General features: G+C 73.8%; 17 protein-coding genes, 1 tRNA gene and 1 other RNA gene. 13 read left to right on the forward strand and 6 right to left on the reverse strand.

The genetic code is table 11. From position 1 onward, the window contains the following. Positions 1–15 precede the first annotated feature (15 nt). The 6 genes from ABEA15_RS16260 to ABEA15_RS16285 all read left to right on the forward strand — a co-directional run bounded on the left by ABEA15_RS16260 (position 16) and on the right by ABEA15_RS16285 (position 8,101). Complete coding sequence (locus tag ABEA15_RS16260; protein ID WP_345557259.1) at positions 16–687, forward strand: hypothetical protein; 672 nt, start codon at positions 16–18, stop codon at positions 685–687. 309 nt (positions 688–996) lie between these two features. Further along, positions 997–1,206 (forward strand): hypothetical protein, encoded by a 210-nt coding sequence (locus ABEA15_RS16265; RefSeq protein ID WP_345557261.1) that lies wholly within the window; start codon positions 997–999, stop codon positions 1,204–1,206. Positions 1,207–1,406: 200 nt separating this feature from the next. Then, positions 1,407–1,973 carry a hypothetical protein gene (locus tag ABEA15_RS16270; protein ID WP_345557263.1) on the forward strand — a complete coding sequence of 189 codons (567 nt, stop codon included), beginning with the start codon at positions 1,407–1,409 and terminating at the stop codon, positions 1,971–1,973. 512 nt (positions 1,974–2,485) lie between these two features. Next, a complete protein-coding gene (locus tag ABEA15_RS16275) occupies positions 2,486–3,181 on the forward strand; it encodes a class I SAM-dependent methyltransferase (RefSeq protein ID WP_344141412.1) in 696 nt (231 codons plus the stop codon). A gap of 591 nt (positions 3,182–3,772) precedes the next feature. Beyond that, the gene (locus tag ABEA15_RS16280) at positions 3,773–5,044 is read left to right on the forward strand and encodes a styrene monooxygenase/indole monooxygenase family protein (RefSeq protein ID WP_344141411.1); all 1,272 of its coding nucleotides are present in this window, start codon (positions 3,773–3,775) and stop codon (positions 5,042–5,044) included. A 189-nt stretch (positions 5,045–5,233) separates the two neighbouring features. Beyond that, on the forward strand, positions 5,234–8,101 hold the full coding sequence (locus tag ABEA15_RS16285) for a beta-ketoacyl synthase N-terminal-like domain-containing protein (protein ID WP_345557265.1): 2,868 nt from the start codon (positions 5,234–5,236) through the stop codon (positions 8,099–8,101). Positions 8,102–8,387: 286 nt separating this feature from the next. On the opposite strand, the gene ABEA15_RS16290 is transcribed toward ABEA15_RS16285, so the two are convergent. Then, entirely contained in the window at positions 8,388–8,867 is a 480-nt protein-coding gene (locus tag ABEA15_RS16290; RefSeq protein WP_345557267.1) for an STAS domain-containing protein, read from the reverse strand. Positions 8,868–9,067: 200 nt separating this feature from the next. Between ABEA15_RS16290 and ABEA15_RS16295 the strand changes: the two genes are divergently transcribed. Continuing rightward, positions 9,068–9,514 carry an STAS domain-containing protein gene (locus ABEA15_RS16295; protein ID WP_345557269.1) on the forward strand — a complete coding sequence of 149 codons (447 nt, stop codon included), beginning with the start codon at positions 9,068–9,070 and terminating at the stop codon, positions 9,512–9,514. Positions 9,515–10,295: 781 nt separating this feature from the next. Here ABEA15_RS16295 and ABEA15_RS16300 read toward each other — a convergent pair. Then, positions 10,296–10,380 (reverse strand) — tRNA-Ser (locus ABEA15_RS16300). Positions 10,381–10,579: 199 nt separating this feature from the next. Here ABEA15_RS16300 and ffs point away from each other — a divergent pair. The 3 genes from ffs (at position 10,580) to ABEA15_RS16315 (ending at position 13,646) form a co-directional block, all read left to right on the forward strand. Further along, positions 10,580–10,675: signal recognition particle sRNA small type (gene ffs / locus ABEA15_RS16305), an RNA gene on the forward strand. Positions 10,676–10,832: 157 nt separating this feature from the next. Beyond that, positions 10,833–13,028, forward strand: coding sequence for a DNA polymerase III subunit gamma and tau (locus ABEA15_RS16310; RefSeq protein ID WP_345557271.1), 2,196 nt, complete (start codon positions 10,833–10,835; stop codon positions 13,026–13,028). A gap of 255 nt (positions 13,029–13,283) precedes the next feature. Next, a complete protein-coding gene (locus tag ABEA15_RS16315) occupies positions 13,284–13,646 on the forward strand; it encodes a YbaB/EbfC family nucleoid-associated protein (RefSeq protein WP_344141498.1) in 363 nt (120 codons plus the stop codon). 101 nt (positions 13,647–13,747) lie between these two features. Here ABEA15_RS16315 and ABEA15_RS16320 read toward each other — a convergent pair whose 3' ends face one another. Then, a complete protein-coding gene (locus tag ABEA15_RS16320; RefSeq protein WP_345557273.1) occupies positions 13,748–14,491 on the reverse strand; it encodes a DUF6882 domain-containing protein in 744 nt (247 codons plus the stop codon). Positions 14,492–14,631: 140 nt separating this feature from the next. Between ABEA15_RS16320 and recR the strand changes: the two genes are divergently transcribed. The 3 genes from recR (at position 14,632) to ABEA15_RS16335 (ending at position 17,810) form a co-directional block, all read left to right on the forward strand. Next, positions 14,632–15,231: a recombination mediator RecR gene (gene recR / locus ABEA15_RS16325; protein ID WP_345557275.1), complete on the forward strand. Its 600-nt coding sequence runs from the start codon at positions 14,632–14,634 to the stop codon at positions 15,229–15,231. 249 nt (positions 15,232–15,480) lie between these two features. After that, positions 15,481–16,752, forward strand: coding sequence for an aspartate kinase (locus tag ABEA15_RS16330; protein WP_311544412.1), 1,272 nt, complete (start codon positions 15,481–15,483; stop codon positions 16,750–16,752). Continuing rightward, positions 16,749–17,810, forward strand: a complete 1,062-nt coding sequence (locus ABEA15_RS16335; protein ID WP_344141404.1) for an aspartate-semialdehyde dehydrogenase — start codon at positions 16,749–16,751, stop codon at positions 17,808–17,810. Before ABEA15_RS16330 ends, ABEA15_RS16335 begins: the two co-directional genes overlap by 4 nt. A 150-nt stretch (positions 17,811–17,960) precedes the next feature. Here the strand turns inward: ABEA15_RS16335 and ABEA15_RS16340 are convergent, their stop codons facing one another. The 3 genes from ABEA15_RS16340 to ABEA15_RS16350 all read right to left on the reverse strand — a co-directional run bounded on the left by ABEA15_RS16340 (position 17,961) and on the right by ABEA15_RS16350 (position 21,097). Further along, the gene (locus ABEA15_RS16340; RefSeq protein WP_345557278.1) at positions 17,961–18,686 is read right to left on the reverse strand and encodes a GntR family transcriptional regulator; all 726 of its coding nucleotides are present in this window, start codon (positions 18,684–18,686) and stop codon (positions 17,961–17,963) included. A 2-nt stretch (positions 18,687–18,688) separates the two neighbouring features. Beyond that, complete coding sequence (locus ABEA15_RS16345) at positions 18,689–20,506, reverse strand: S9 family peptidase (protein WP_345557280.1); 1,818 nt, start codon at positions 20,504–20,506, stop codon at positions 18,689–18,691. A 72-nt stretch (positions 20,507–20,578) separates the two neighbouring features. Then, positions 20,579–21,097 carry an NUDIX domain-containing protein gene (locus tag ABEA15_RS16350; protein WP_345557282.1) on the reverse strand — a complete coding sequence of 173 codons (519 nt, stop codon included), beginning with the start codon at positions 21,095–21,097 and terminating at the stop codon, positions 20,579–20,581. Between the last annotated feature and the right edge of the window lie 56 nt (positions 21,098–21,153).

A 21,153-nucleotide genomic window follows, 5' to 3' on the forward strand; every position in this document is an offset into this window, starting at 1 on the left:
CTGACAGTCGACGCCGTGGGCCCCGCGGTCTCCCGGCGGTTTCGCGACTCCCCGCTGGAGCGCGCGCTGGTCTCGCCGTGGGCCGGACCGCTGACGTGGACCTCTGCGTCGACCCTCATGGTCGGCCCCTTCGTGGGACGGTACCCCGCGCTGGTGCTCGACGCTGCGGGGCTGCAGCCGGCCTGGGCGGCGCACGCCCTCGGGTACGTGATCGGGGGATGCGCGGTCGCCGGCTATCTCGCGCTGATCGCCGTCGGACTGCGCCGGAGGTATGCGGCGGGCGAACGGGGTGTCGACGCGCGGGTCCAACGTGCGGCCAGGCTGGTCCTCCACAGGGGAGAACTCGTGGACGACCCCGCCGCCAACCGGGTCGCCGCGTCGCTGGGACGGATGCACCTGCGCTTGGGGTGGACACCGCCCGTCGCCCGGACCTTCCAGGTCCTCGCCGCCGGCGGCGCCGTTCTGATGGCGGTCGCGCTGTTCATGTCCGCCGGCGGAGACGCCACCGACACCGCCGCGGCCGCCGCCCAGACTCTCGGTCTGTCGGCCGCGGCAGTGGCGTTCCCGATCCCTGCGCGCATCCGGGTCAACAGCCGCCGGATCGTCGCGCTTCAGGCCGCCGAAGCCTGGTACAGCACCTCGGGACGTCCGCCCAGAAGCCCGGACTCCGGTTGTTCGTGCGTCTGAACGTCCCGGCAGCGGAACCGACAGCCGCCCCGATGCGCGGGGCGCCGTGCTGGCTATGTCGGGTCGCGCGCGGCCGCCCGCCCGCACCTCCGGGAAGGCCGCCGTGCAAGGGGCTTCGGCGACGTGTCGATCTGTCGACATCCCCGGTGTACCCGTCTCCCGGTTCGAGCACGGCACCGATAGCGGCTCGTGCCACAGGCTCCGCGGTCTTGGCGGCCCGGCGGCCGGATCCGGCACGGAGAGGACACGCCTGTCCATCCGGGACGGCGGTTACGGTTCCTCCCGCATCCCCCTGCAAAAGGAGACCTCGTGACTGCCGACCCCGTCGGCGGCTCCGCGCGCGCCCGCGGCTGCACGCCGGAGCGCCTGCGCCTGCTGCCGCTGGAGGCCGAGGCGACCCGGCGCGGCGTGGGAACCGCCGTCACCGTGGTCCCGCGCATCGCGGCTCAGCCGCCGCGCACGACGGAGAACCCGCACGGGTTTGCGGACTCGTCCCTCCGGGACGGCGGCGTCCGGTGAGTGCGGGCGGGCCCGGACCCGGGCGGCAGGCGGTTTCCCCGGACGGCGGGGCGCATGCGGGCGTCGGCCCCGAGTTCTCGGCAGGCTCCCGCGGCTACCTGTGGGAGCGTGTCCTGATCCTCCGGTGGAACAGCCCGCGGCTGTTCAAGGCGTGCATCGCTCTGCCTGCCGGAACGCTTGTCGGCGCGCTGGTCCCGCGCATGGTGCTCGGACCCGGGAGGGACTTCCCCGTCCCGCAGGACGCCGTATGGATCGCTTCCGTGGCGGGAGGGCTGTGCGGCGCCGTCCTGCCGGCGGTGGTCGGCTGGGCCGCCGGCGGAATGGATGCGGCGAAGGGCGCGGACCGGATCATCGACCGCAGCGCGGATCCGCGGCGGGTGCGCGCGGCGCGGTCGGTCCTGCGGAGCGGAGAGCCGGCGGGCGACGCGGAGACCGACCGGATCGCCGCGGCGATGGCGGGGGTCCTCGGGCAGGGCCCGTCGAGCGCGCGGCGCTCCCGCTTCCTGATGATCGTCTCCGGGGCCCTCGCCGCTTGGCAGGCGGTCGCCACCGTCTTCGCGGCCGTCCACGGTGACGTGGCCACCGCTCTGGTCTCCGGGGCCGCGGCCTTGATCATGGTCGCGGCCGTCGTCGGCAGGCCGGCGGAGCAGCGGGCTCGCCTGCGCCGAGAGCGCGTACTGGCACTGTACGCCGCCGAGGTCTGGTCCGGCCGGGTCGACGAGGCCGTCGTCCGAGGGCTCCAGGGACGATCCCCATCGGAGGCGTGAGTCGCACAGCCGGGCCCGCGTGCGCGGCCGTCGGCCCCTCGGCGGACCGGGCCGCGGGAGCACTCGCTCTGGGACACGGCGCTCGGAAGGCCGGGCCCTCTCGGGCTCCTCTGCGCCCGTCGGCATACGTGCAGTTCATGCGGCTGCCCAGCCTGCGGTGCCACCGTGACCAGGTGCAACGCAGCGGGGACTCGGCGGGCCGGCGCGGTCGCCTCGGCGGAGAGGGGGAGGGGGCCGGTGCGTCGATTTGAGGCCTGGCGGAGTCCCCGGTTTCGGGTGTCCCCATGTGGAGGGCTCTGTCGTGACCTGCACCCCACATCCTCCGATCGGGAAAAAGTCGCCAGTGCGGTGACCTGGTCGTGTGGCACCAAGCGGTGAGACGCCCCAGTTGGGGCGGCACTGCATCAGAGATGTCCGTTTCGGGGTTTATGCGTGCCTCATGTGGCTGCGGGGTATCAGGCCGCGGCGCCCGCACGGGCGCGCCTGCTGACCCGAACCCCCGAAGGACAAGCATGGACGACTCTCCCGTGAGTACCGGCTATGACCAACCCTCCGCCAGCGTCTACACCCCCAAATGGATGCGCACCTACGACCGGATCGTGTTCGGCGGAACCTGCCGGTGGTACGGCTGGGGTCCCACCGCAGCACGCCTGGTGGAGTTCTACCGGGAGCACTTGGGGCGGCGCCACCTCGACGTCGGTGTGGGCACCGGGCTGCTGCTGGACCGCGCGGGCATGCCCGCGGACTACGAGAAGCTCCACCTGCTCGATCGCAACCAGGTGCCGCTGGAGATGACCGCCCGCCGGCTGCAGCGGTTCTCGCCGACCACGACCGCGGCCGACGCGCAGGAGCCGTGGCCGCTGCCCGACGACCGGTTCTCCTCGGTGGGGTGCTCGTTCACCATCCACTGCCTGGCGGATGAGCAGGGGCGCGGAATCGCCGCCAAGGCCTCCTTCTTCGACGAGGTCGCCCGCGTGCTGGAGCCCGGCGGAACCTTCTTCGGCACCACTCTGCTGAGCCGCGGCGACTGGAAGGGGTGGCGCCCCGTGGCCGGCCCGCTCATGGCGGTCTATCGCCGCAAGGGGTGGTTCGACAACTCCCACGACACCGCCGGCGATCTGCGGCGGGAACTCGACGCCCGCTTCGACGCCGTCCAGGTTCACGTCGAGGGGTGCACCGCGTTCTGGACCGCCCGCGCCCGCGCGTGAACCGCATCGCCCCCGTGCCCGCCGCGCCCGCGCATTGAGCGGGCGCGCCGTCCGACCGGTGCCGACCAGGCCGATCGGGCGGATGCCTCGGGGCGCGGCGCACCCGCCGCGCCCCGGGCGGTTCTTCCCACGCCCCGAGAGTCATGCTGAGAGAGGCCATGTTCCCCACGGACGACGGTTTCGCCCCCCGGATCGCCGCACCACACGAGCGGATCGAGGTCCGGCGGCGGCGGTGGGCGCGCGAGCCGCTGAGCGTGCACCGCACGCTCGCCCCGTTGCGCGCCGTGGACCGGCCGCCGCCCCGCGATGTGCCCGCCGATCGCGCGTCGGGTCCGGCCCGTGTCCGTCGCCCGCTCACCTGCGCCGTCGGCGCCCGCCGCAAGCTGCCCGGGCGCGGCAACGCCTGCCATGCGGGCGATCTCGCGCGCAACCCGGCTGGACTCCCATGATCACGCGGTGGAATAATCCCGCTCGAGCGCGGCATTCCGCCACACCGCACCGGACATCAGGACAGGGATTGAGCGGTCCTCGCGGGGCGGCAAAGGAACCTGTCCGCCGCCGCAGCAACGACCCCGACCCGAGGACCCCCCAATGACCATGCGTCGCATCACGATCGTCGGAACCGGCCAGGCCGGCCTGACGCTGGGCAACCTGCTGCGCAACGCCGGCCACCAGGTGCGCATGACCGGATCCATGACCAGCACCGAACTGCGCAAGGGGCGTCCCGACCTCACTCAGATGTCGTTTCCCTCCACCCGCCGCATCGAGGAGGAGGCCGGTCTCTACAACCGGCTCGACTGGCTGGACGCCGCGCCGCGGCTGCGCGGTGTCGACCTGTCGCTGCGCCCGGGCGGCGGCGAGGACATGACCATCGCCAGCGACTGGAGCGGCGGCTGGGGGCTGTCCGTCGACCGCAGCGTCAAGATCGCCGACTGGCTGGACCGCTACGAGGACGACTGGGGATCGACCACGATCCACGCCATGACCACCGGCGACCTGGACTACATGCTGCAGACCGGCATGACCGAGCTGATCGTGGTGGCCACCGGCGACAGCCAGTTGGGCCGCGTCTTCCCGATCGACGCCGAGCACACCGCCGGAGCGCGGCGCCGCGCCTACGCGCAGGCGTTCGTGGTGGGCGCGGACCACCCGGGTGACCGCATCCTGGCGGCCTCGCTGCCCGAGGGGGAGGTCTACCTGATCCCGGTGCTGACCACCGCCGGGCCGGTGACCAGCGTCCTCATCGGGGCCCGGGCCGGGGCCTCCGCGCTGGACTGCCACGAGAACGACGAGCGCACCGTGCCCGACGACCAGGTGTGGGAGCGCATGATGCTGCGCCTGGTCCAGCACGTCCCCGACTTCGCCGGCCTGTGCAAGGACGCCGTCCTGGCCGACGTCGACGGCCCCGCCACGGTGCTCACCCACGTCGACCCGGTCGTGCGCCGGCCGGTGGGCTACCTGGCGTCGGACCTGCCGGTCCTGGGCATGGCCGACGCGGTGCTGACCTCGGACCCGGTGAGCTGCCAGGGGTGGGGCAACTCCACCCGCTCGGCCCACATCATCGCCGACGAGATCGCCAAGCGCGGCGACGCGCCCTTCGACGCCCCCTGGATGCAGCAGGTCCACGACCGGTTCTGGCACGAGGCCGGGCGCCACGCGGCCGCCTTCTCGGAGATGATCGACCAGTTCTACGCCGGCACCCTGCCGGCGCACTACCTGGAGGTGGCCGGGGCCGCAACGGCCTACCCCGAGGTCGCCAAGCGGTGGAACGACGCCTTCGACAACCCCTCCGACTTCGCGAACTTCCTCTACAGCCAGGACGAGGCGCGCGCCTACCTCGCCGAGGTCGCCGCCCGCGCCTGAGCCTGCGCCCACCCATACGCCTATCCCAGCCCTCCCAGAGACCCGGTCCCCGTTTCCTCATCACCGTCCCTTGGAGGTTGGCTTGGCCTGCCCTGCAGCCCCCCGTCCCCTTCACGAACCCGCCCCCGGCCGCGCCGCCGCGGCCGCCGACCGCGGCGACCGCGGCCGCCGCAGAGCGGGGGCGCCGCGATGACCCGCCCGGTGATCGTCGGCATGTCCTGCCGCCTGCCCGGCGGCGTCGACTCCCCCGAATCCCTGTGGGCGGCGCTGTATGACGGCGCCGACCTCATCACCGACCCCTCAGACGACCACCCCCACCAGCGCGAGGACGTCCTGCCCGGCGGCCTGCTCGACGACGCCGACATGGACCTCGACGCCGACCACTTCGGCCTGTCGCCGCTGGAGACCCGCACCCTCGACCCGCAGCAGGCCCTGCTGCTTGAGGGGGTCGACGAGGCGCTGCAGGACGCCGGGATCGCCCCGGGTGACCTGCGCCGCACACCGGTGGGTGTCTGGGTGGGCTCCTCCTGCCTGGACCAGTCCATCACCCACCTCGGAACCGACCACGGCGGCACCATGGTCGAGACGGCCGGAGCGCTGCCGAGTATGCTCGCCGGCCGCCTCGCCCGCGCCTTCGACCTGAGGGGGGCGGCCGAGGTGGTCAACACCGCCTGCTCGGCGTCGATGGTGGCGCTGCACCGCGCCCGCCAGGCGCTGCTGCTGGGCGAGGTCGACACCGCCGTGGTCGCCGGGGTCCAGCACCTCGGCCTCGACACCCACACCCGCATGTTCCGCAACTCCGGTACGTATTCGCCCACCGGCCGGTGCCGCCCGTTCGACGTCGACGCCGACGGGTTCGTGCGCGGCGAAGGGGTCGCGGTGCTCGTGCTGACCACGGCCGAGCGCGCGTCCGCGACGGGTGCGCGGGTGCGCGCCGAGCTGCTGGGCAGCCACACGAACGCCGACGGGTTCGTGCCCCACGGGCTGGCTTCACCGAGCCGGGGCGCCCAGACGGATCTGCTGCGCCACGTCTACGAGCGGTCCGGGGTCGACCCGTACGCGGTGGGCTACGTGCACGCCCACGGCACCGCCACCCGCGCGGGAGACGCGGCCGAGTCCATGGCATTGGCCAACGTGATGGGCCGCGGCCGCGCCGAGGGCGAGCGGCTGGTGCTGGGCTCGGTCAAGGCCAACCTCGGCCACCTGGAGGGCGCCGCCGGCGTCGTCTCCGTCGTGTCCACTGTGCTGGCGCTGGAGCACGGCCTGATCCCGCCCACCCCGCACCACACCGAGCCGCTGCCGCGCATGGCCGAACTGGGGCTGGAGGTCGCCACCGCTCCGCGGCCCTGGCCGGGTCCGCCCGATCGGCGCCGCCTGGCGGGGGTATCGGCGTTCGGGTTCGGCGGCACCAACTCCCATGTCATCCTCGCGCTGCCCGAGGCGGCGCACCCGGAGACCGGCGCGCAGGAGGAGCCCGCAGAACCGGTCGCGCGCCTGCTGCCGGTCTCGGCCGCCGGTCCGGCGCCGCTGGCCGAAACGGCCGACCGCTGGGCCGGCCACCTGCACGGGGCCCCGCACGCCGCCTGGGAGGCGATCACCCGCACCGCCGCCACCGGCCGCGACCACCTCGCCCAGCGCGCCGCCGTCGTCGCCGAGGACCCCACAGGCGCCGCCGCGGCGCTGGAGGCGCTGGCGGCCGGGCGCGGCCACCCGGCGCTGATCCCTCCGCGCCGCGCGCCTGCGCGGCCGCCGCGGGTCGTGTTCGTCTTCCCCGGCCACGGTTCCCACAAGGCGGGAATGGGTGAGCTGCTGGCCCGGCGCGAGCCGGTGTACGCCGCTGCGCTGCAGGAGGCGCGCGCGGCTCTGGACGCCCACCGGCCGCAGACTCCACTGGAGGAGGCCGACCTGCGGGCGGTGCAGCCGGCCGCCGTGGCCCACCAGATCGCGCTCAGCGCACTGCTGGCCCACTGGGGCGTCCGGCCCGACGCGGTGGTGGGCCACTCCTTGGGCGAGGCGGCGGCCGCCCGCGTGGCCGGAGCGCTCAGCCTGGAGGACACCGCCCGCCTGGTGGCCGAGCGCAGCGCGCTGCTGGCCGAATCCGCCGCATTGGGCGGCATGCTGGCCACCGATCTGGACGCCGACCGGGCCGTTGCGGCCGCGCGGGCGAGCGGCACCAGCCTGGCCGCTGTCAACGGCCCCGCGTCGACGGTGCTCTCCGGAACCCACGCCGCACTCGCGGCGCTGCGGGAGCACTTGGAGGCCCATTATCCGCGGGCCCGCTTCTGGGAGGTGGACCAGGCGCCGCCGGCGCACTCGCCGCTGCTGGATGCGGCCGCCGACCGCCTGGCCGCGGCCCTGGGCGAGCTGGCGCCCCGGGAGTCGGCGGTGCCCATGGTCTCCACCGCCACCGGTGCCGGGATCGGCGGAACGGAGCTGACGGGCGACTACTGGGGCCGCCAGCTCCGCGCGCCGGTCCAACTGGCCGCGGCGGTGGCCGCGGCTGTCGGCGATCCCGGAGCGCCGGCGGTGCTGGTGGAGGTCAGCGCCCGAAGCGTGCTGGCGCCGGCCCTGACCGACGATGTGCTGGCGTGTGCCGAAGAGGCCCACGACGAGCACACCGCGCTGCTGCGTCTGGCGGGCGGGCTGTATTCCCGGGGCGTGCCGCGCGCCTGGGACGAGGCAAGGCCCGCGGCGGCGGTACCGCTGCCGGCGCGCGCCTGGGCCCGCCCGAGCGACCGTCCCGAGGCCCCGGAGCGCGGTGATGACCTGGCGCGGCGCCGCGCCGAGCTGGAGGCGGCGGCCGACGAGGCGCAGCGTCGCGACGTTCTGGCGCGGGCGCTGCAGGCGTGGGTGGCCGAGCAGGTGCCCGGTCAGGCCGGAGCCGAGCCGGTGGGGCTGGATACCGACCTGGCGGCGCTGGGGCTGGGGTCGCTGGTACTGATGGGGCTGCGCACCCGCCTGCACCAGCTGACCGGCCGGCAGGTCGAGATCGCCGACTTCTACGGCGAGGCGGGTGTGGCCACGCTCGGTGCGGTGCTGGCGCCCCGTTCCCGCTGACGGCCTTTCCTCCGCATCAGCGGCAAACGGGGCTCGGTCCGACCGCCGGTCGGACCGAGCCCCTACCTGATTCGTCGGAGCCGGAGGCCGACCACGGCGCGACGCCTCTCCCCGATCCCCTGATCCGACGTCCCCTCGCCACTACAACGCGCGTGCGCGCGGGGATTGTCGACTTATCGGCCAATCTGTTTTCGCGGTTCAGGTGCGGCCGATATCGGCGATAACGCGGCCGCAACCGCAATGCGGGAATGGGGGCGTCTCGCAATCCCCGGTTCGGAGCCGGACCCTACACGGCTGTCGGCGGCCGGTGGGAAAGGGCTTCCTCAAGGCTGCCGTCGATCGGCATCAGCCTGGCGATCCCGCAGATCTCCAGGACGCGCCGGACGTTGCGTCGAGGCGCGACGACGCGGATGGTCTTCCCGCGCGAGATGGCCCTGCGGCGGGCTGTGAGCAGGGCGTGCACGCCCGAGGAGTCGCAGAAGACGGTCTCGGACATGTCGACGACGAGAACGCCGGCGTTGGAGTCGAGCACCTCGAACATGCTCCGCACCAGGCCGTCGCGATTGTGGATGTCGATTTCCGCGGGCATCGCGGCGACGGCGTTCCGCTCGTTCGAGTCGGCCGGTGGAGAGAAGGCTGTATGCATAAGCTTCGCCCTTCGGACCCAAGGCTGCGAGGTGGCCCTTGGCCGGACCGGGAGCCCTCGGCGGTCTCCACCATGTCTACCAACCTGCCTCCCAAATCCGGGCAAACCACGGTTATACATCGGCCATTTTGCGCAACTCGCCCATATAGCCACATTCTGGTGGGCTTATCGGTCGCAAGAATCCGACGTTTGCGGCGCGCAGTGACGGGGCAGCGAAAGGGTGGGTCCGGAGGCGCGGCCCGAGGGTGCCCCGCTCACTCGCCAGAGCCGGCGGGGACATCCGTTCACGCGGAGGGGACCGGGTTTCCGGTCAGGTGATTATGAAACAGCCCACGCAGATCGTCGCGAAAACCGACTACATCGGACGCGGCGCCGTCGTGACAGTGCCGCAGAGCATCGAACCCTGGCACACCCGCTGCTTGCGCGAGCAGTTGCTGTGGCTGCTCAACGAGCGCCTCGACGAGGTGGTGATCGACTTCACGCCCACGATCTCCTGCACGTCCGCGATGAGTGAGGCGCTCGAACGCGTCTACACCCGCACCCGGGCGCGGGGGATCGGGCTGTCGCTGGTACTCGACCAGGACTCCCCGCCGGCGAAGGCGCTCGAGGAGTCCGGGCTGACGAGGATGCTGCCCGTCCACGCCGACCGCGCCGAGGCCGAGCGCGGCCTGCGGGAGCGCGCCGCCTCGACGGCCCGCCGCAGGCGCGGGCAGGAGCCGAGCACCGTGCCTCCGCCGCGGAGCGGGCCGGTCGCGCAGGCGTCCTGAACCGTACGCCGGCGGTGGCCGGAACCGCCGGGCGGACGGCCGCGGCGGTTCGTGCCGACACGTCGCCACATCGACCGGTCGTGTCGACCCGGTCCGCTGCGCGCACGCACTCGGCGGCGGGAAGCCCCAGCGCGGTCTTGTGGAGGTGCGACATCCGGAGCCTGAGGACCACGCGGCTCTCGGCCGACTGCCGTTCGAGGAACGCCGCCGCTCTCGGGGGCCGGAACCGGTCTCGGGAGCCGGGCCCAGCAGGTCCCGGCCGACGGCGTCGCCGGGCGCGCTTGCGGGTTCGGACACCTCCGCTTCGCCCTCGGCGACGGCGAAGGACCAGGGAGCGGGGCCCGTGTGTAGCGCGGCGCGCGCGTTCCGCCGGAACAGGCGCTGACTCGCTCGGCGGTCGACGGGACGCGGACGGTGCGCTCGACGGGGCCCGGCTGCAGAGCACCGCGGACAGGTGCGGACGGCCGTCGGCGCGCACGCTTGCGAGCACACCGAAGCGCTGCCCGATGAGCAGGGACGACGGTTCCGGTTCGGTCAGCACGCGAGGACCGGGGCGGTAGGCGGCGGGCCTGGGGAGCACGGACACGGTTGCGGACGTCTGCGACCGACCGGATGTGCGGTCCGGGCGCGCGCGCCGCGTCCCGACACGCCGCAGAGCGGCTTCCGGGCCGCCGGGTGTCCCGCCCGCCGGGCCCGAGAACCGGCCGACCGAGGCGGACGAACGACGAAGGCCCCGACCGCGCACCCGGTCGGGGCCTTCGTACTGCCTGCATAGAGGCGGCGGAGGATACGAGATTCGAACTCGTGAGGGGTTGCCCCCAACACGCTTTCCAAGCGTGCGCCCTAGGCCTCTAGGCGAATCCTCCGCGGACAACTTTACCAGCCTGTACGGCGTGCTGTGACACGTCGGGCGCGCGCCCGACGCGCGCTCGACGCCCGACCCGCCCGCGCGCGCCCCGCCGGCGCGGCCGCGCGCGGGCGGGCGGATCAGGGCCGCGTGAGGACGGCCACCCGGCATCGCGCCGGAACGGTTCGCCGGGGCGCGAGTGTCGGATACAGTTGGGGGCAGACCCCTCGTGCGGCGTCACCTTATGAACCTCCCCAGGGCCGGAAGGCAGCAAGGATAAGTAAGCTCTGGCGGGTGCGCGGGGGGTCCTTTCTCTTTCCCGGGAGGCCGTTTCGCCCCCGCCTCACCGGCGCCGCCCCGTGCGGTCTGTCGCAGGTACAGGGTTGAATGGACCCGCGGACACGGCCGGGGGCGATCGGTCGCCCCGGATGGCCGGCAGTGCCGATCCGCGGAGGGAGCAGTGAGCGCGCCGTGAGCATCGCGCTGTATCGCAAGTACCGCCCTGCGACGTTCGGCGAGGTTCGCGGGCAGGAGCACGTCACCGACCCGCTGCGCCAGGCGCTGCGCAACGGCCGCGTGAACCACGCCTACCTCTTCAGCGGCCCCCGCGGATGCGGCAAGACCTCCAGCGCGCGCATCCTGGCCCGGTCGCTCAACTGCGACCAGGGGCCCACGCCCGATCCCTGCGGCACCTGCGACGCCTGTGTGGCGCTGGCCCCCGACGGCCCGGGCAGCATCGACGTCATCGAGATCGACGCCGCCTCCCACGGCGGTGTCGACGACGCCCGCGACCTGCGCGAGCGCGCCTTCTTCGCGCCGGTGAGCTCGCGCTACAAGGTCTACATCATCGACGAGGCGCACATGGTGACCCGCGAGGGCTTCAACGCGCTGCTCAAGCTCGTCGAAGAACCCCCGCCGCACCTGAAGTTCGTCTTCGCCACCACCGAGCCGGACAAGGTCATCGGCACCATCCGCTCGCGCACGCACCACTACCCGTTCCGGCTGATCCCGCCGAGCACGCTGCGCGAGCTGATGGAGGAGATCCTCACCGACGAGGGAGTGCCGTTCGACGCCGCCGCCCTGCCGCTGGTGGTGCGCGCCGGTGCCGGTTCCGCCCGCGACTCGCTGTCCATCCTGGACCAGCTGCTGGCCGGCTCCGACGAGAACGGCATCACCCGCGAGGGCGCGGTGGCGCTGCTGGGCTACACCGACTCCAGCCTGCTGGGCGACATGGTCGACGCGCTGGGCGCGGCCGACGGAGCCGCGGTCTTCGGCCTGATCGACCGGGTGATGGAGGGCGGCCACGATCCCCGCCGGTTCACCGCCGACCTCCTGGAGCGCACCCGCGACCTGGTGGTGCTGGCGGCGGTGCCCGACGCCCTGGACAAGGGGCTGATCAACGTCGCGCCGGACACCGTGGACCGGATGCGGGAACAGGCCGAGCGCCTCGGCCCGGCCCGGCTCACCCGGGCCGCCGACATCCTCAACCAGGGCCTGACCGAGATGCGCGGCGCCACCTCCCCGCGGCTGCTGCTGGAGCTGATGTGCGCGCGGGTCCTGCTTCCGGGCTCCGCTGGCGGTGGCGACTCCGGCGCGCTGCTCGCGCGCCTGGAGCAGCTGGAGCAGCGAATGGCCTCCGGGCAGGCGGCGCCCGCACCCGCTCCCGCGCCGTCCCGGCCTGCTGCGGGGGCGCCGGTCTCGCCGCCGGCCGCGGCCTCCAGCGTTCCCGCGGCGCCGGACTCTCCTCCGGCGCGTCCCGAGCCCGCTCCGGCGCCGGATCCCGCACCCGCTGCGGAGCCGGCGGCTCCCGCACGGTCCGCGGCGCCGGCCGCCGACTCCCGGCCGGCCCCGGCCGCGGACGACTGGGGCATCTCCGGCGGCGACGGCGCGTCGGCGCCCCCGCGCGCTCCGGCTCCGGCGGCGCCGGGCGGCACCGGTACCGCCGACCTCGGCGGCATCCAGGCCGCGTGGGGCCAGATCATGGAGGCCGTCAAGGGCATCCGCCGGTTCACCTGGATGGTGCTCAGCGGCAGCGACGTCCGCCCGGTGGGGGTCGAGGGCAACCTGGTCCAGCTCGGGTTCACCCGGCCCAACGAGGCCAAGGGGTTCTCCAACAGCGGCAGCGACAAGGTCGTCTCCCAGGCCATCCGGCAGGTGCTCGGCACGGAGGTCCGGGTGGCGGCCGTGCCCGCCAACGGGTCGGGCCCGGCGTCCGCGGGCCCGCCCGCGCCGCCGCGCCCGCCGGCCGCGCCTCCCGCCGCGCCGTCGGGCGGCGAGCCGGCGGGATGGGAGGCTCCTCCGGCCCCGCAGCCGCCGGATGACCCCGGCGCCGCCGCGGTCCCCGGTCCCGGCCCCGATGCGGAGTCCGCACCGCCCGCCGGGCGCGGGGACGGCGCCGCAGCCCCGCGCGGCCTTCCGGCGCCGGCGCACCAGCAGGAGCCGCCTCCCGACCCCTACGAGGACGCGGCCGGGGCGCCGCCGCCCGAACCCGGCCCCGCTCCCGAGCCCGCGCCCGCCACCGCGCAGCCGGCTCCCGCGCCGCAGGCCCGCGAAGCCGACACCCCCGCCCCGAAAGCGGCCGGCAGCGGCCCGCACTCGGGATTCGCGCTGATCGAGGCCGAGCTCGGCGGCAAGATCATCAGCGAGATCGACCACACGGCCGAGTGAGCCGGCGCCCGCGCCGCCGCGCGCGGGTCCGCTGCGGCCGCTGTCCGCTTGTCGCCGAGTCGCCCAGTCGCCCAGTCGCCCAGTCGCCGAGTCGACACACCGGCCCGCGCCCCCGGGCGGCGTGCGCCGAGCACGCCCGTCGCCCCGCATGCGCACCGGGCCTTCGGCGCGCGCGGTCCAAGGCGCGATGAGCGGATACGCTCGCAAGCACGGACAGCGCAGGCAAGGAGAGATGCAGTGAACCCTGGCGGCGGAATGGACATGCAGGCCCTCCTCCAGCAGGCCCAGCAGATGCAGCAGCAGCTCATGGAGGCCCAGCAGCAGCTCGACGAGGCCCAGGTCGAGGGCACCTCGGGCGGAGGGCTGGTGAAGGTCACGGTGAGCGGCCGCGGCTCGGTGGAGGAGATCAACATCGATCCCCAGGCCATCGACACCGACGACGCCGACGAGACCGCGCAGACGGTCGCGGACATGGTGCTGGCCGCCATCCGCGACGCCGAGTCCTCGGTGGAGGAGCTCCAGCAGGAGAAGATGGGCCCGCTCGCCGAAGGCCTCGGCGGCGGCATGCCCGGCGGAGGGATGCCGGGCGGCGGCATGCCGGGCCTTCCGGGCTTCTAGGCGCGGTTCCGCCCGCGGTCGGCCCGCGGGCGGAATCCGCGTGCCCCGCCGCCCTCAGCGGCGGGGTGGAGGGCGGCGCGCAGCCGCGCCTCCCGGCGGGCTCAGCCCGAAGCGTCGGCGTTGGCCACGGAGAGGTCGGCGAGGCGGCCGTGCTCGTCGAACGCGGCGCTCACCGTGTGGCTGCCGCGGACTCCGCGCAGCCCCCCGTCGGGCCCGGTCTCGACCGCGGCACCGTGCCGCTCCAGATAGCCGCCTACCGTGGCACGCGGCTCGTGCGGGAACACCTCGATACCCTGCATGATCCGCCGCGGCAGGGTGATCAGGTCGAACTCGGCCCGCGGGATCGCCTCGTCGACCATGACCATGGCGACCCGGGCGCCGGTACCGGCCGTCACGCTGCCGTACCCGCGCCCCGAGACCGCTCCCGTCGACACGAGCAGGAGCCGTTCCAGCGCCATCCGCGCGTCGGCGAACTCCGACAGCTCCAGCCGCGGCGCCACGAGCTCGGGGATGCCGTACTCCTCCCCGATGCGGTGCAGGTCCAGCGACAGCGACAGCCGCTCGGAGCCCGGCGGATGCATGTGCGGGTTCGCCCACGCCCACACCCAGCTCCCGTCCGTGCCGAACGTCCCCAGCGGAGCCATCCGCACCGTGACCGAACCCTGCCGGAAGGTGCACGCCTCGATGTCCACGTGCCACTCGGCGGCGGGGTGGTAGGCGTTGTAGGCCTCGGTCTGCTCGATCGCCCAGGCCGCGCAGGCGGCGCCCATCCGCTCCAGGCCGGGGCTGAACCACCGGCGGGTTCCGTCCGCCGCGGCGCCGCCGGGTCCGTCGGGTTCTGCCATGCTCGTCGCTCCCTCTTCTCCGCCGGTCCGGTCGAGGTTCGACGCAGGCGGGGCGCAGACGGATCCCGCCTCCGGTGGCGGCGCCGGGCGGCCGACTGGGCTACGGTGGGAGGCGTAGCGATGACTCACCTGGATGGGCTATGTACGAGGGCGCGGTTCAGAACCTGATCGACGAGCTCGGGCGGCTGCCCGGCGTCGGTCCCAAAAGCGCGCAGCGTATCGCCTTCCACGTGCTCGCTGCCGAGGACGCCGACGTCAGGCGGCTTTCCGACGCGCTGATCGAGGTCAAGAACCGCGTGCAGTTCTGCGTGGTGTGCGGCAACGTCTCCGAGGAGAGCGAATGCCGCATCTGCCGCGACGCCCGGCGCGACGCCGCCGTCATCTGCGTCGTCGAGGAGTCCAAGGACGTCGTGGCCATCGAGCGCACCCGCGAGTTCCGCGGCCGCTACCACGTCCTCGGCGGCGCGATCAGCCCGATCGAAGGCGTCGGCCCCGACGACCTGCGCATCAAGGAGCTGATGTCGCGGCTCGCCGACGGCCAGATCACCGAGCTGATCCTGGCCACCGACCCCAACCTGGAAGGGGAGGCCACCGCGACCTACCTGGCGCGGCTGGTCAAACCGATGGGGCTGAAAGTCACCCGCCTGGCCAGCGGCCTGCCCGTCGGCGGCGACCTCGAGTACGCCGACGAGGTGACGCTGGGCCGGGCCTTCGAAGGCCGGCGGAGCTTGGAGTTCTAGCTCACATTCCGCGGCCGGGTGCCCGGCGGGTGCGTTCCGCGCGCCGCGCGGCGTTTGCCGAGATGGCGGCGCGACTTCGCGGCGAGCATGAGTATCCGCGTGCACACGGGGTACGTCCCCGCGCCGGTGCTGTTCGGTCCGCCGCCCTGCCATGCCGACTGCTTCGCAGGTGAGACGGCATCCCCGACATTCCGCTAGCTACACTTTCGAGTTGATTACCGTGATCCCGAACCCTCAGGAGCAACGACCGTGGCTCTGATCGTGCAGAAGTACGGTGGGTCTTCCGTCGCAGATGCGGAAGCCATCAAGCGAGTGGCCCAACGGATCGTCGCTCAGAAAAAGGCGGGTTACGACGTGGTCGTCGTGGTCTCGGCCATGGGCGACACCACCGACGAGCTGCTCGACCTCGCCGAGCAGGTATCACCGCTGCCGCCCGGGCGCGAGCTGGACATGCTGCTGACCTCCGGTGAGCGCATGTCCATGGCGCTGGTCGCCATGGCGATCGGCAACCTCGGCTACGAGGCCCGCTCGTTCACCGGTTCGCAGGCCGGCGTGCTGACCACGTCCCTGCACGGCAACGCCAAGATCATCGATGTCACCCCCGGACGCATCCAGGAGGCGCTCGACGAGGGCTCCATCTGCATCGTCGCCGGCTTCCAGGGAGTCTCCCAGGACAGCAAGGACATCACCACGCTGGGCCGGGGCGGGTCCGACACCACCGCCGTCGCGCTCGCGGCCGCGCTCGACGCCGACGCCTGCGAGATCTACAGCGACGTCGACGGCGTGTTCACCGCCGACCCGCGCATCGCGCCCACCGCCCGGCGCATCCCCAAGATCTCCTATGAGGAGATGCTGGAGATGGCCGCCTGCGGCACCAAGATCCTGCACCTGCGCTGCGTGGAGTACGCCCGCCGGTACGGAATTCCGCTGCATGTCCGCTCGTCGTTCAGTCAGAGGCCCGGTACCTGGGTCGTCTCAGAAGTTGAGGAATCCGAAGGCATGGAACAACCGATCATCTCCGGTGTCGCACACGACCGGAGCGAGGCCAAGATCACGGTCGTGGGCGTCCCCGACAGGATCGGTGAGGCGGCGACGCTCTTCTCGGTGCTCGCCGACGCCGAGATCAACATCGACATGATCGTGCAGAACGTGTCGGCCGCCTCCACCTCGCGCACCGACATCTCCTTCACGGTGCCGATGGACGCCGGCCAGACCGCGCTCGCCGCCTTGAAGAAGGTGCAGGACAAGGTCGGCTTCGAGTCGCTGCGCTACGACGACCAGATCGGCAAGGTCTCGCTGATCGGGGCGGGCATGCGCTCCTACCCCGGTGTCACCGCCCGCTTCTTCGACTCCATCGCCAAGTCGGGCACCAACATCGAGATGATCTCCACCTCGGAGATCCGCATTTCGGTGGTCGTCGAGCAAGACCAGGTCGACACGGCGGTCGCGGCCGCCCACTCCGAGTTCCAGCTCGACGCCGAGCAGGTCGAAGCCGTTGTGTACGGAGGTACCGGACGATGAGCGCACGCCGTCCCACCCTGGCCGTCGTCGGTGCCACCGGCGCCGTCGGCACCGTGATGCTGGACATCCTGTCGACCCGCGAGGACGTCTGGGGCGAGATCCGGTTGGTCGCCTCGCCGCGCTCGGCGGGCAAGCGGCTCACCGTCCGCGGTGCGGAGGTCGAGGTCCAGGCGCTGGCGCCGGAGGTCTTCGACGGAGTCGACGTCGCGATGTTCGACGTCCCCGACGAGGTCTCCAAGCAGTGGGCGCCCGTCGCCGCCGAGCGCGGCGCGGTCGCCGTGGACAACTCCGGCGCGTTCCGCATGGACCCCGAGGTCCCGCTGGTCGTGCCCGAGGTCAACGCCGAGCAGGCCCGCAACCGCCCGCGGGGCATCATCAGCAACCCCAACTGCACCACGCTGTCGATGATCGTGGCCATGGGCGCGCTGCACCGCGCCTACGGCCTCGCCGGGCTGGTCGTGGCCTCCTACCAGGCCGCATCGGGCGCCGGGCAGGAGGGCATCGACACCCTGCACGACCAGATCGAGAAGGCGGCCACCGACCGCACGCTGGGCAGCCGCGCCGGCGACGTGCGCGCCGCGGTGGGCGAGCAGGGCCCGTTCCCGGCGCCGCTGGCGATGAACGTCGTGCCGTGGGCCGGATCGCTGAAGGAGGACGGCTACGCCTCCGAGGAGCTGAAGGTCCGCAACGAGTCCCGCAAGATCCTGGGCATGCCCGACCTCGCCGTAGCGGCCACGTGCGTGCGGGTCCCGGTCGTCACGACCCACTCGCTGGTCGTGCACGCCACCTTCGACAGTGAGGTCGACGCCGACGCCGCCCGCGAGGTGCTGGCCTCGGCCCCGGGTGTCGTGGTCCAGGACGACCCGGCGCGCGGCGAGTTCCCCACCCCGGCCGACGTGGTGGGCACCGACCCCACGTGGGTGGGGCGGATCCGCCGCTCGCTGGACGACCCGAAGTCGCTGGAGCTGTTCATGTGCGGCGACAACCTGCGCAAGGGCGCCGCGCTGAACACCGCCCAGATCGCCGAGGTCGTCGCCCGGGAGTTCTCCGGCTCCTGACCCGCTCCCGGAATCGGGGCGCGGAGGGGGTTTCGCATCGGGGTGGCCGGGCCGCGCGGCCCGGCCACCCCTTCGTCTTCGGGCGCCCGTCGTCGGCCGTCCGTTTTCGTCCCGTCTTTTCGTTTCGTTGCACCCGGTTCCGTGTGCCGGTCACACCTTTCCGTGGCGTGCCAGGCTGAGCCGGTACAGCAGGCGGCAGTGGTCGATCGAGCCCACCAGGTCCGAGGTCTCGACCGGGCGCCGCCCCTGGTAGTGCGTACGCTCCACGACCAGCACCGGCAGCCCCGGCGCCAGGTGCAGGAGGCTCGACTCCGGCTCGCGCAGCGGGCGCACGCCCACCTCCTCGACGACCCGGTCGACGGCGACCCCGGCGGCGCCGAGGCGCTGCAGCACGCTGCTCGCCGGGTCGGCGTCGGCGGGCGTGCGCAGCGTTCCCTGGGTGAGCGCGGCCGGCTCCCAGGCGGTGTGCAGCGCGACGGGGGCGCCGTCGGCGGTCCCCAGGCAGCGGGTCCGGAAGACCCGCACGCCGTCGCGCATTCCGAGCCGCCGCGCGACCAGTCCGCACGCGGCCTCGGTGCAGGTGCCCAGGTCTTCGCGGCCCAGCGGGTCGACGCCCGAGCCCGAGGTGCGGTCGGTGCGGGAGAACCGGTGGATCTGGGGCACCGTGCGCACGTAGTAGCCCGACCCGGGCCTGGCCTCGACCAGCCCTTCGCTGACCAGCAGCCGCAGCGCGTGGCGCGAGACCTGCTCGCTGACCCCGTAGGTGCGGGCCAGCCGGGAGCGCGACGGCAGGCGCGAGCCGGGTTCGAGCTCGCCGTTGAGGATAGGCCTGCGCAGGAGGTCGGCCACCCACAGATAGCGCGGTCGCCCGCCCACGGCTACAGCGCTCCCGGCGCCGCGCCCTCCCGCTGGCCGGTGATTCTCAGCGCGAAGTCGAGCTCGACCGCGGTCTGGCGGATGCGCTCCTCGACCACGAACGAGCCGTGCCCGGCGTCGAAGCGGTAGACCTCGTGGGGGCTGCCGAGTTCGGCGAGGCGCGCGAGGTAGTTGTCGACCTGGCGGATCGGGCAGCGCGGGTCGTTCTCGCCGGCCAGGACCAGCACCGGAGCGCGCACGTCGGCGGCGTAGGTGATGGGGGAGGAAGCCCGGTACAGCTCGGGGACCTCGTCGGGAGAGCCGCCGAACAGCGACCGGTCGAAGGCGCGCAGCGCCTCCATCTGGTCGGCGTAGGCGGCCTCGTAGTCGGCGATGGGCACCGCCGCGATTCCGGCGGTCCAGTCGCCGGGCCGGCGGCCCAGAGCGAGCAGGGCGAGATAGCCGCCCCAGGACCCGCCCTCGATGAGCAGCCGGTCGGGGTCGGCCAGGCCGCTGCCCACCGCCCAGTCGCGCACGGCGGTGATGTCCTCCAGCTCGGTGATGCCCACGCGGCCTTCCAGCGCGTCGCGCCAGGCGGTGCCGTAGCCGGTCGAGCCGCGGTAGTTGACGCGTACCACCGCGAACCCGTGGTCGACCCAGGCCGCCACATCGGGCATGAACGAGTCGTCGTCCTGCATCTGCGGGCCGCCGTGGACGACGAAGACCGCGGGATGGGGGCGCTCGCCCGCCTCGGGCAGCGAGACCAGCGCGTGGACGCCGCCGCCGGGGCCGTCGACGTGCACGTCGCGCGCCGGCACCGACGGGGGCGCGGCGGGGCCCTCGGGTTCGAGGACCACGGAGCCGGAGGTGCTGCGCACGACGGGCGGGTGCGCGGAGCTGGACCAGGAGTACTCGACGGTGCCGTCGGGGCGGGCGGTGGCGGCCGAGACCACACCGGGCGGGACGTCGAAGGGGGTGAGCATACCCGTGGCGAGGTCGTAGCGGTGCAGCAGGACGCGGCCGCGGGTCTCCTGCGAGATCAGCAGGGCGGCGGCGTCGGGCGTCCAGTCGGCCCGCAGCTCGCCGGACAGGCCGGTGTCGATCCCGCGCTCCTCCCCGGTGACGGGGTCCCACAGGAGCGGGGCGCGGCGGCCGTCGCGCTCGTGCATCACCAGCAGCCGCCGGCCGCCGGGCTCGAAGGCGACGGGGGCCAGGTCCAGGCCGGAGCCGTCCCACAGGTCGGCCACCGGCTCGGCGGCCGGGCCGCCGCCCTCGGCTCGCAGGCGCAGCACGCGCACCGCCATGTGCCGGCTGTCGCCGTGCTCGCTGTGGGCCAGCGCCAGCAGCGAGCCGTCGTCGGAGAGGTCGGCCACCCAGCCCTCGCAGCGGTGCGCGTAGACCGTGCGGGCGGGCCCGCCGGCGGTTCCGGCGTGCGCGCTGAACCCGGAGTCGGTGGAGCGCCCCACCACGGCGAAGCCGCCGGCGCCCAGCGCCAGGCCGCCGGCATGGGAGGGCGGGAGGTCGGGCAGCGGGGTCTCGGCCGGGCCCTCGGAGCCGTCGGGGCCGGTGCCGAAGGGCTGGCGCCGCCACACGCCGAACTCGTCGCCGCCGGTGTCGTCGAACCACCACACCCACGCGCCCGCCGGGTCGAGCGCGCCGTCTTCCGTGCCGTGGGGGCGCTTGGTCAGCTGCCGTCGCTCACCGGTGGCGCGGTCCCAGGAGTGCAGCTCCCAGGTGCCGCTGATGTTGCTGCGGAAAAGCGAGCGGTCCGGAGCCTCCCTCGCCCACGAGGGGAGCCCGACCCTGCCCGCGCGGAACCGATCCTGCCAACGCTCGCCCATGATCTCCAGTAAAGCAGCCCCGATCCCCCTGATGTGCGCGAATCGATCACTCCAGGGGGGCCGCGGGCGCGTTCACCGCGGCAGGACCGCGTCCGTCGGCCGCATCGCGGCACCGTCGGCCTCCAGCAGCCGCTGCACCAGCGCGGGGTCGTAGTCGGCCAGCCCGGCGTCGTTCAGCACGACCATGTCCGTGGGGTGGGGGAGCACCTCGGTGGGGTGTGCCTGGCAGATGCCGGCGATCTCCGCCGGGTCGGGCGCGAAGCCCTCCGGCACGGCGCAGGCACGCAGCGACCGGTAGACGTGCATGCGGAACCAGTAGGGCCCCTCGTCCTCGGTGCGGCCGCGGATGTCGTAGATGCCGGTCGGCGCCAGCGGCCCCAGGCGCACGCCCGCCTCCTCGGCCGCCTCGCGGCGCGCCGCCTGCTCGGCGCTCTCGCCGGGCTGGATACGCCCTCCCGGCAGCAGCCAGTGGCCCGCGTAGACGCCCCGATTCTGCAGGACGAAGGTGAGGGTCCGCTCGGGGCCGGGCGCGATTGCGGCGGCGGTCATCAGCGGGGCGGGGCCGGTCGAGGGGTGGGAGGAGGTCGTCATGCGGTGCTCTCCTGGTCGGCGTCGGGGGATGGCGGCCTGACGGCCGGAGCGCCCGG

The sequence above is a fragment of the Streptomonospora halophila genome (assembly GCF_039542725.1).
Taxonomy (GTDB): Bacteria; Actinomycetota; Actinomycetes; order Streptosporangiales; family Streptosporangiaceae; genus Streptomonospora; species Streptomonospora halophila.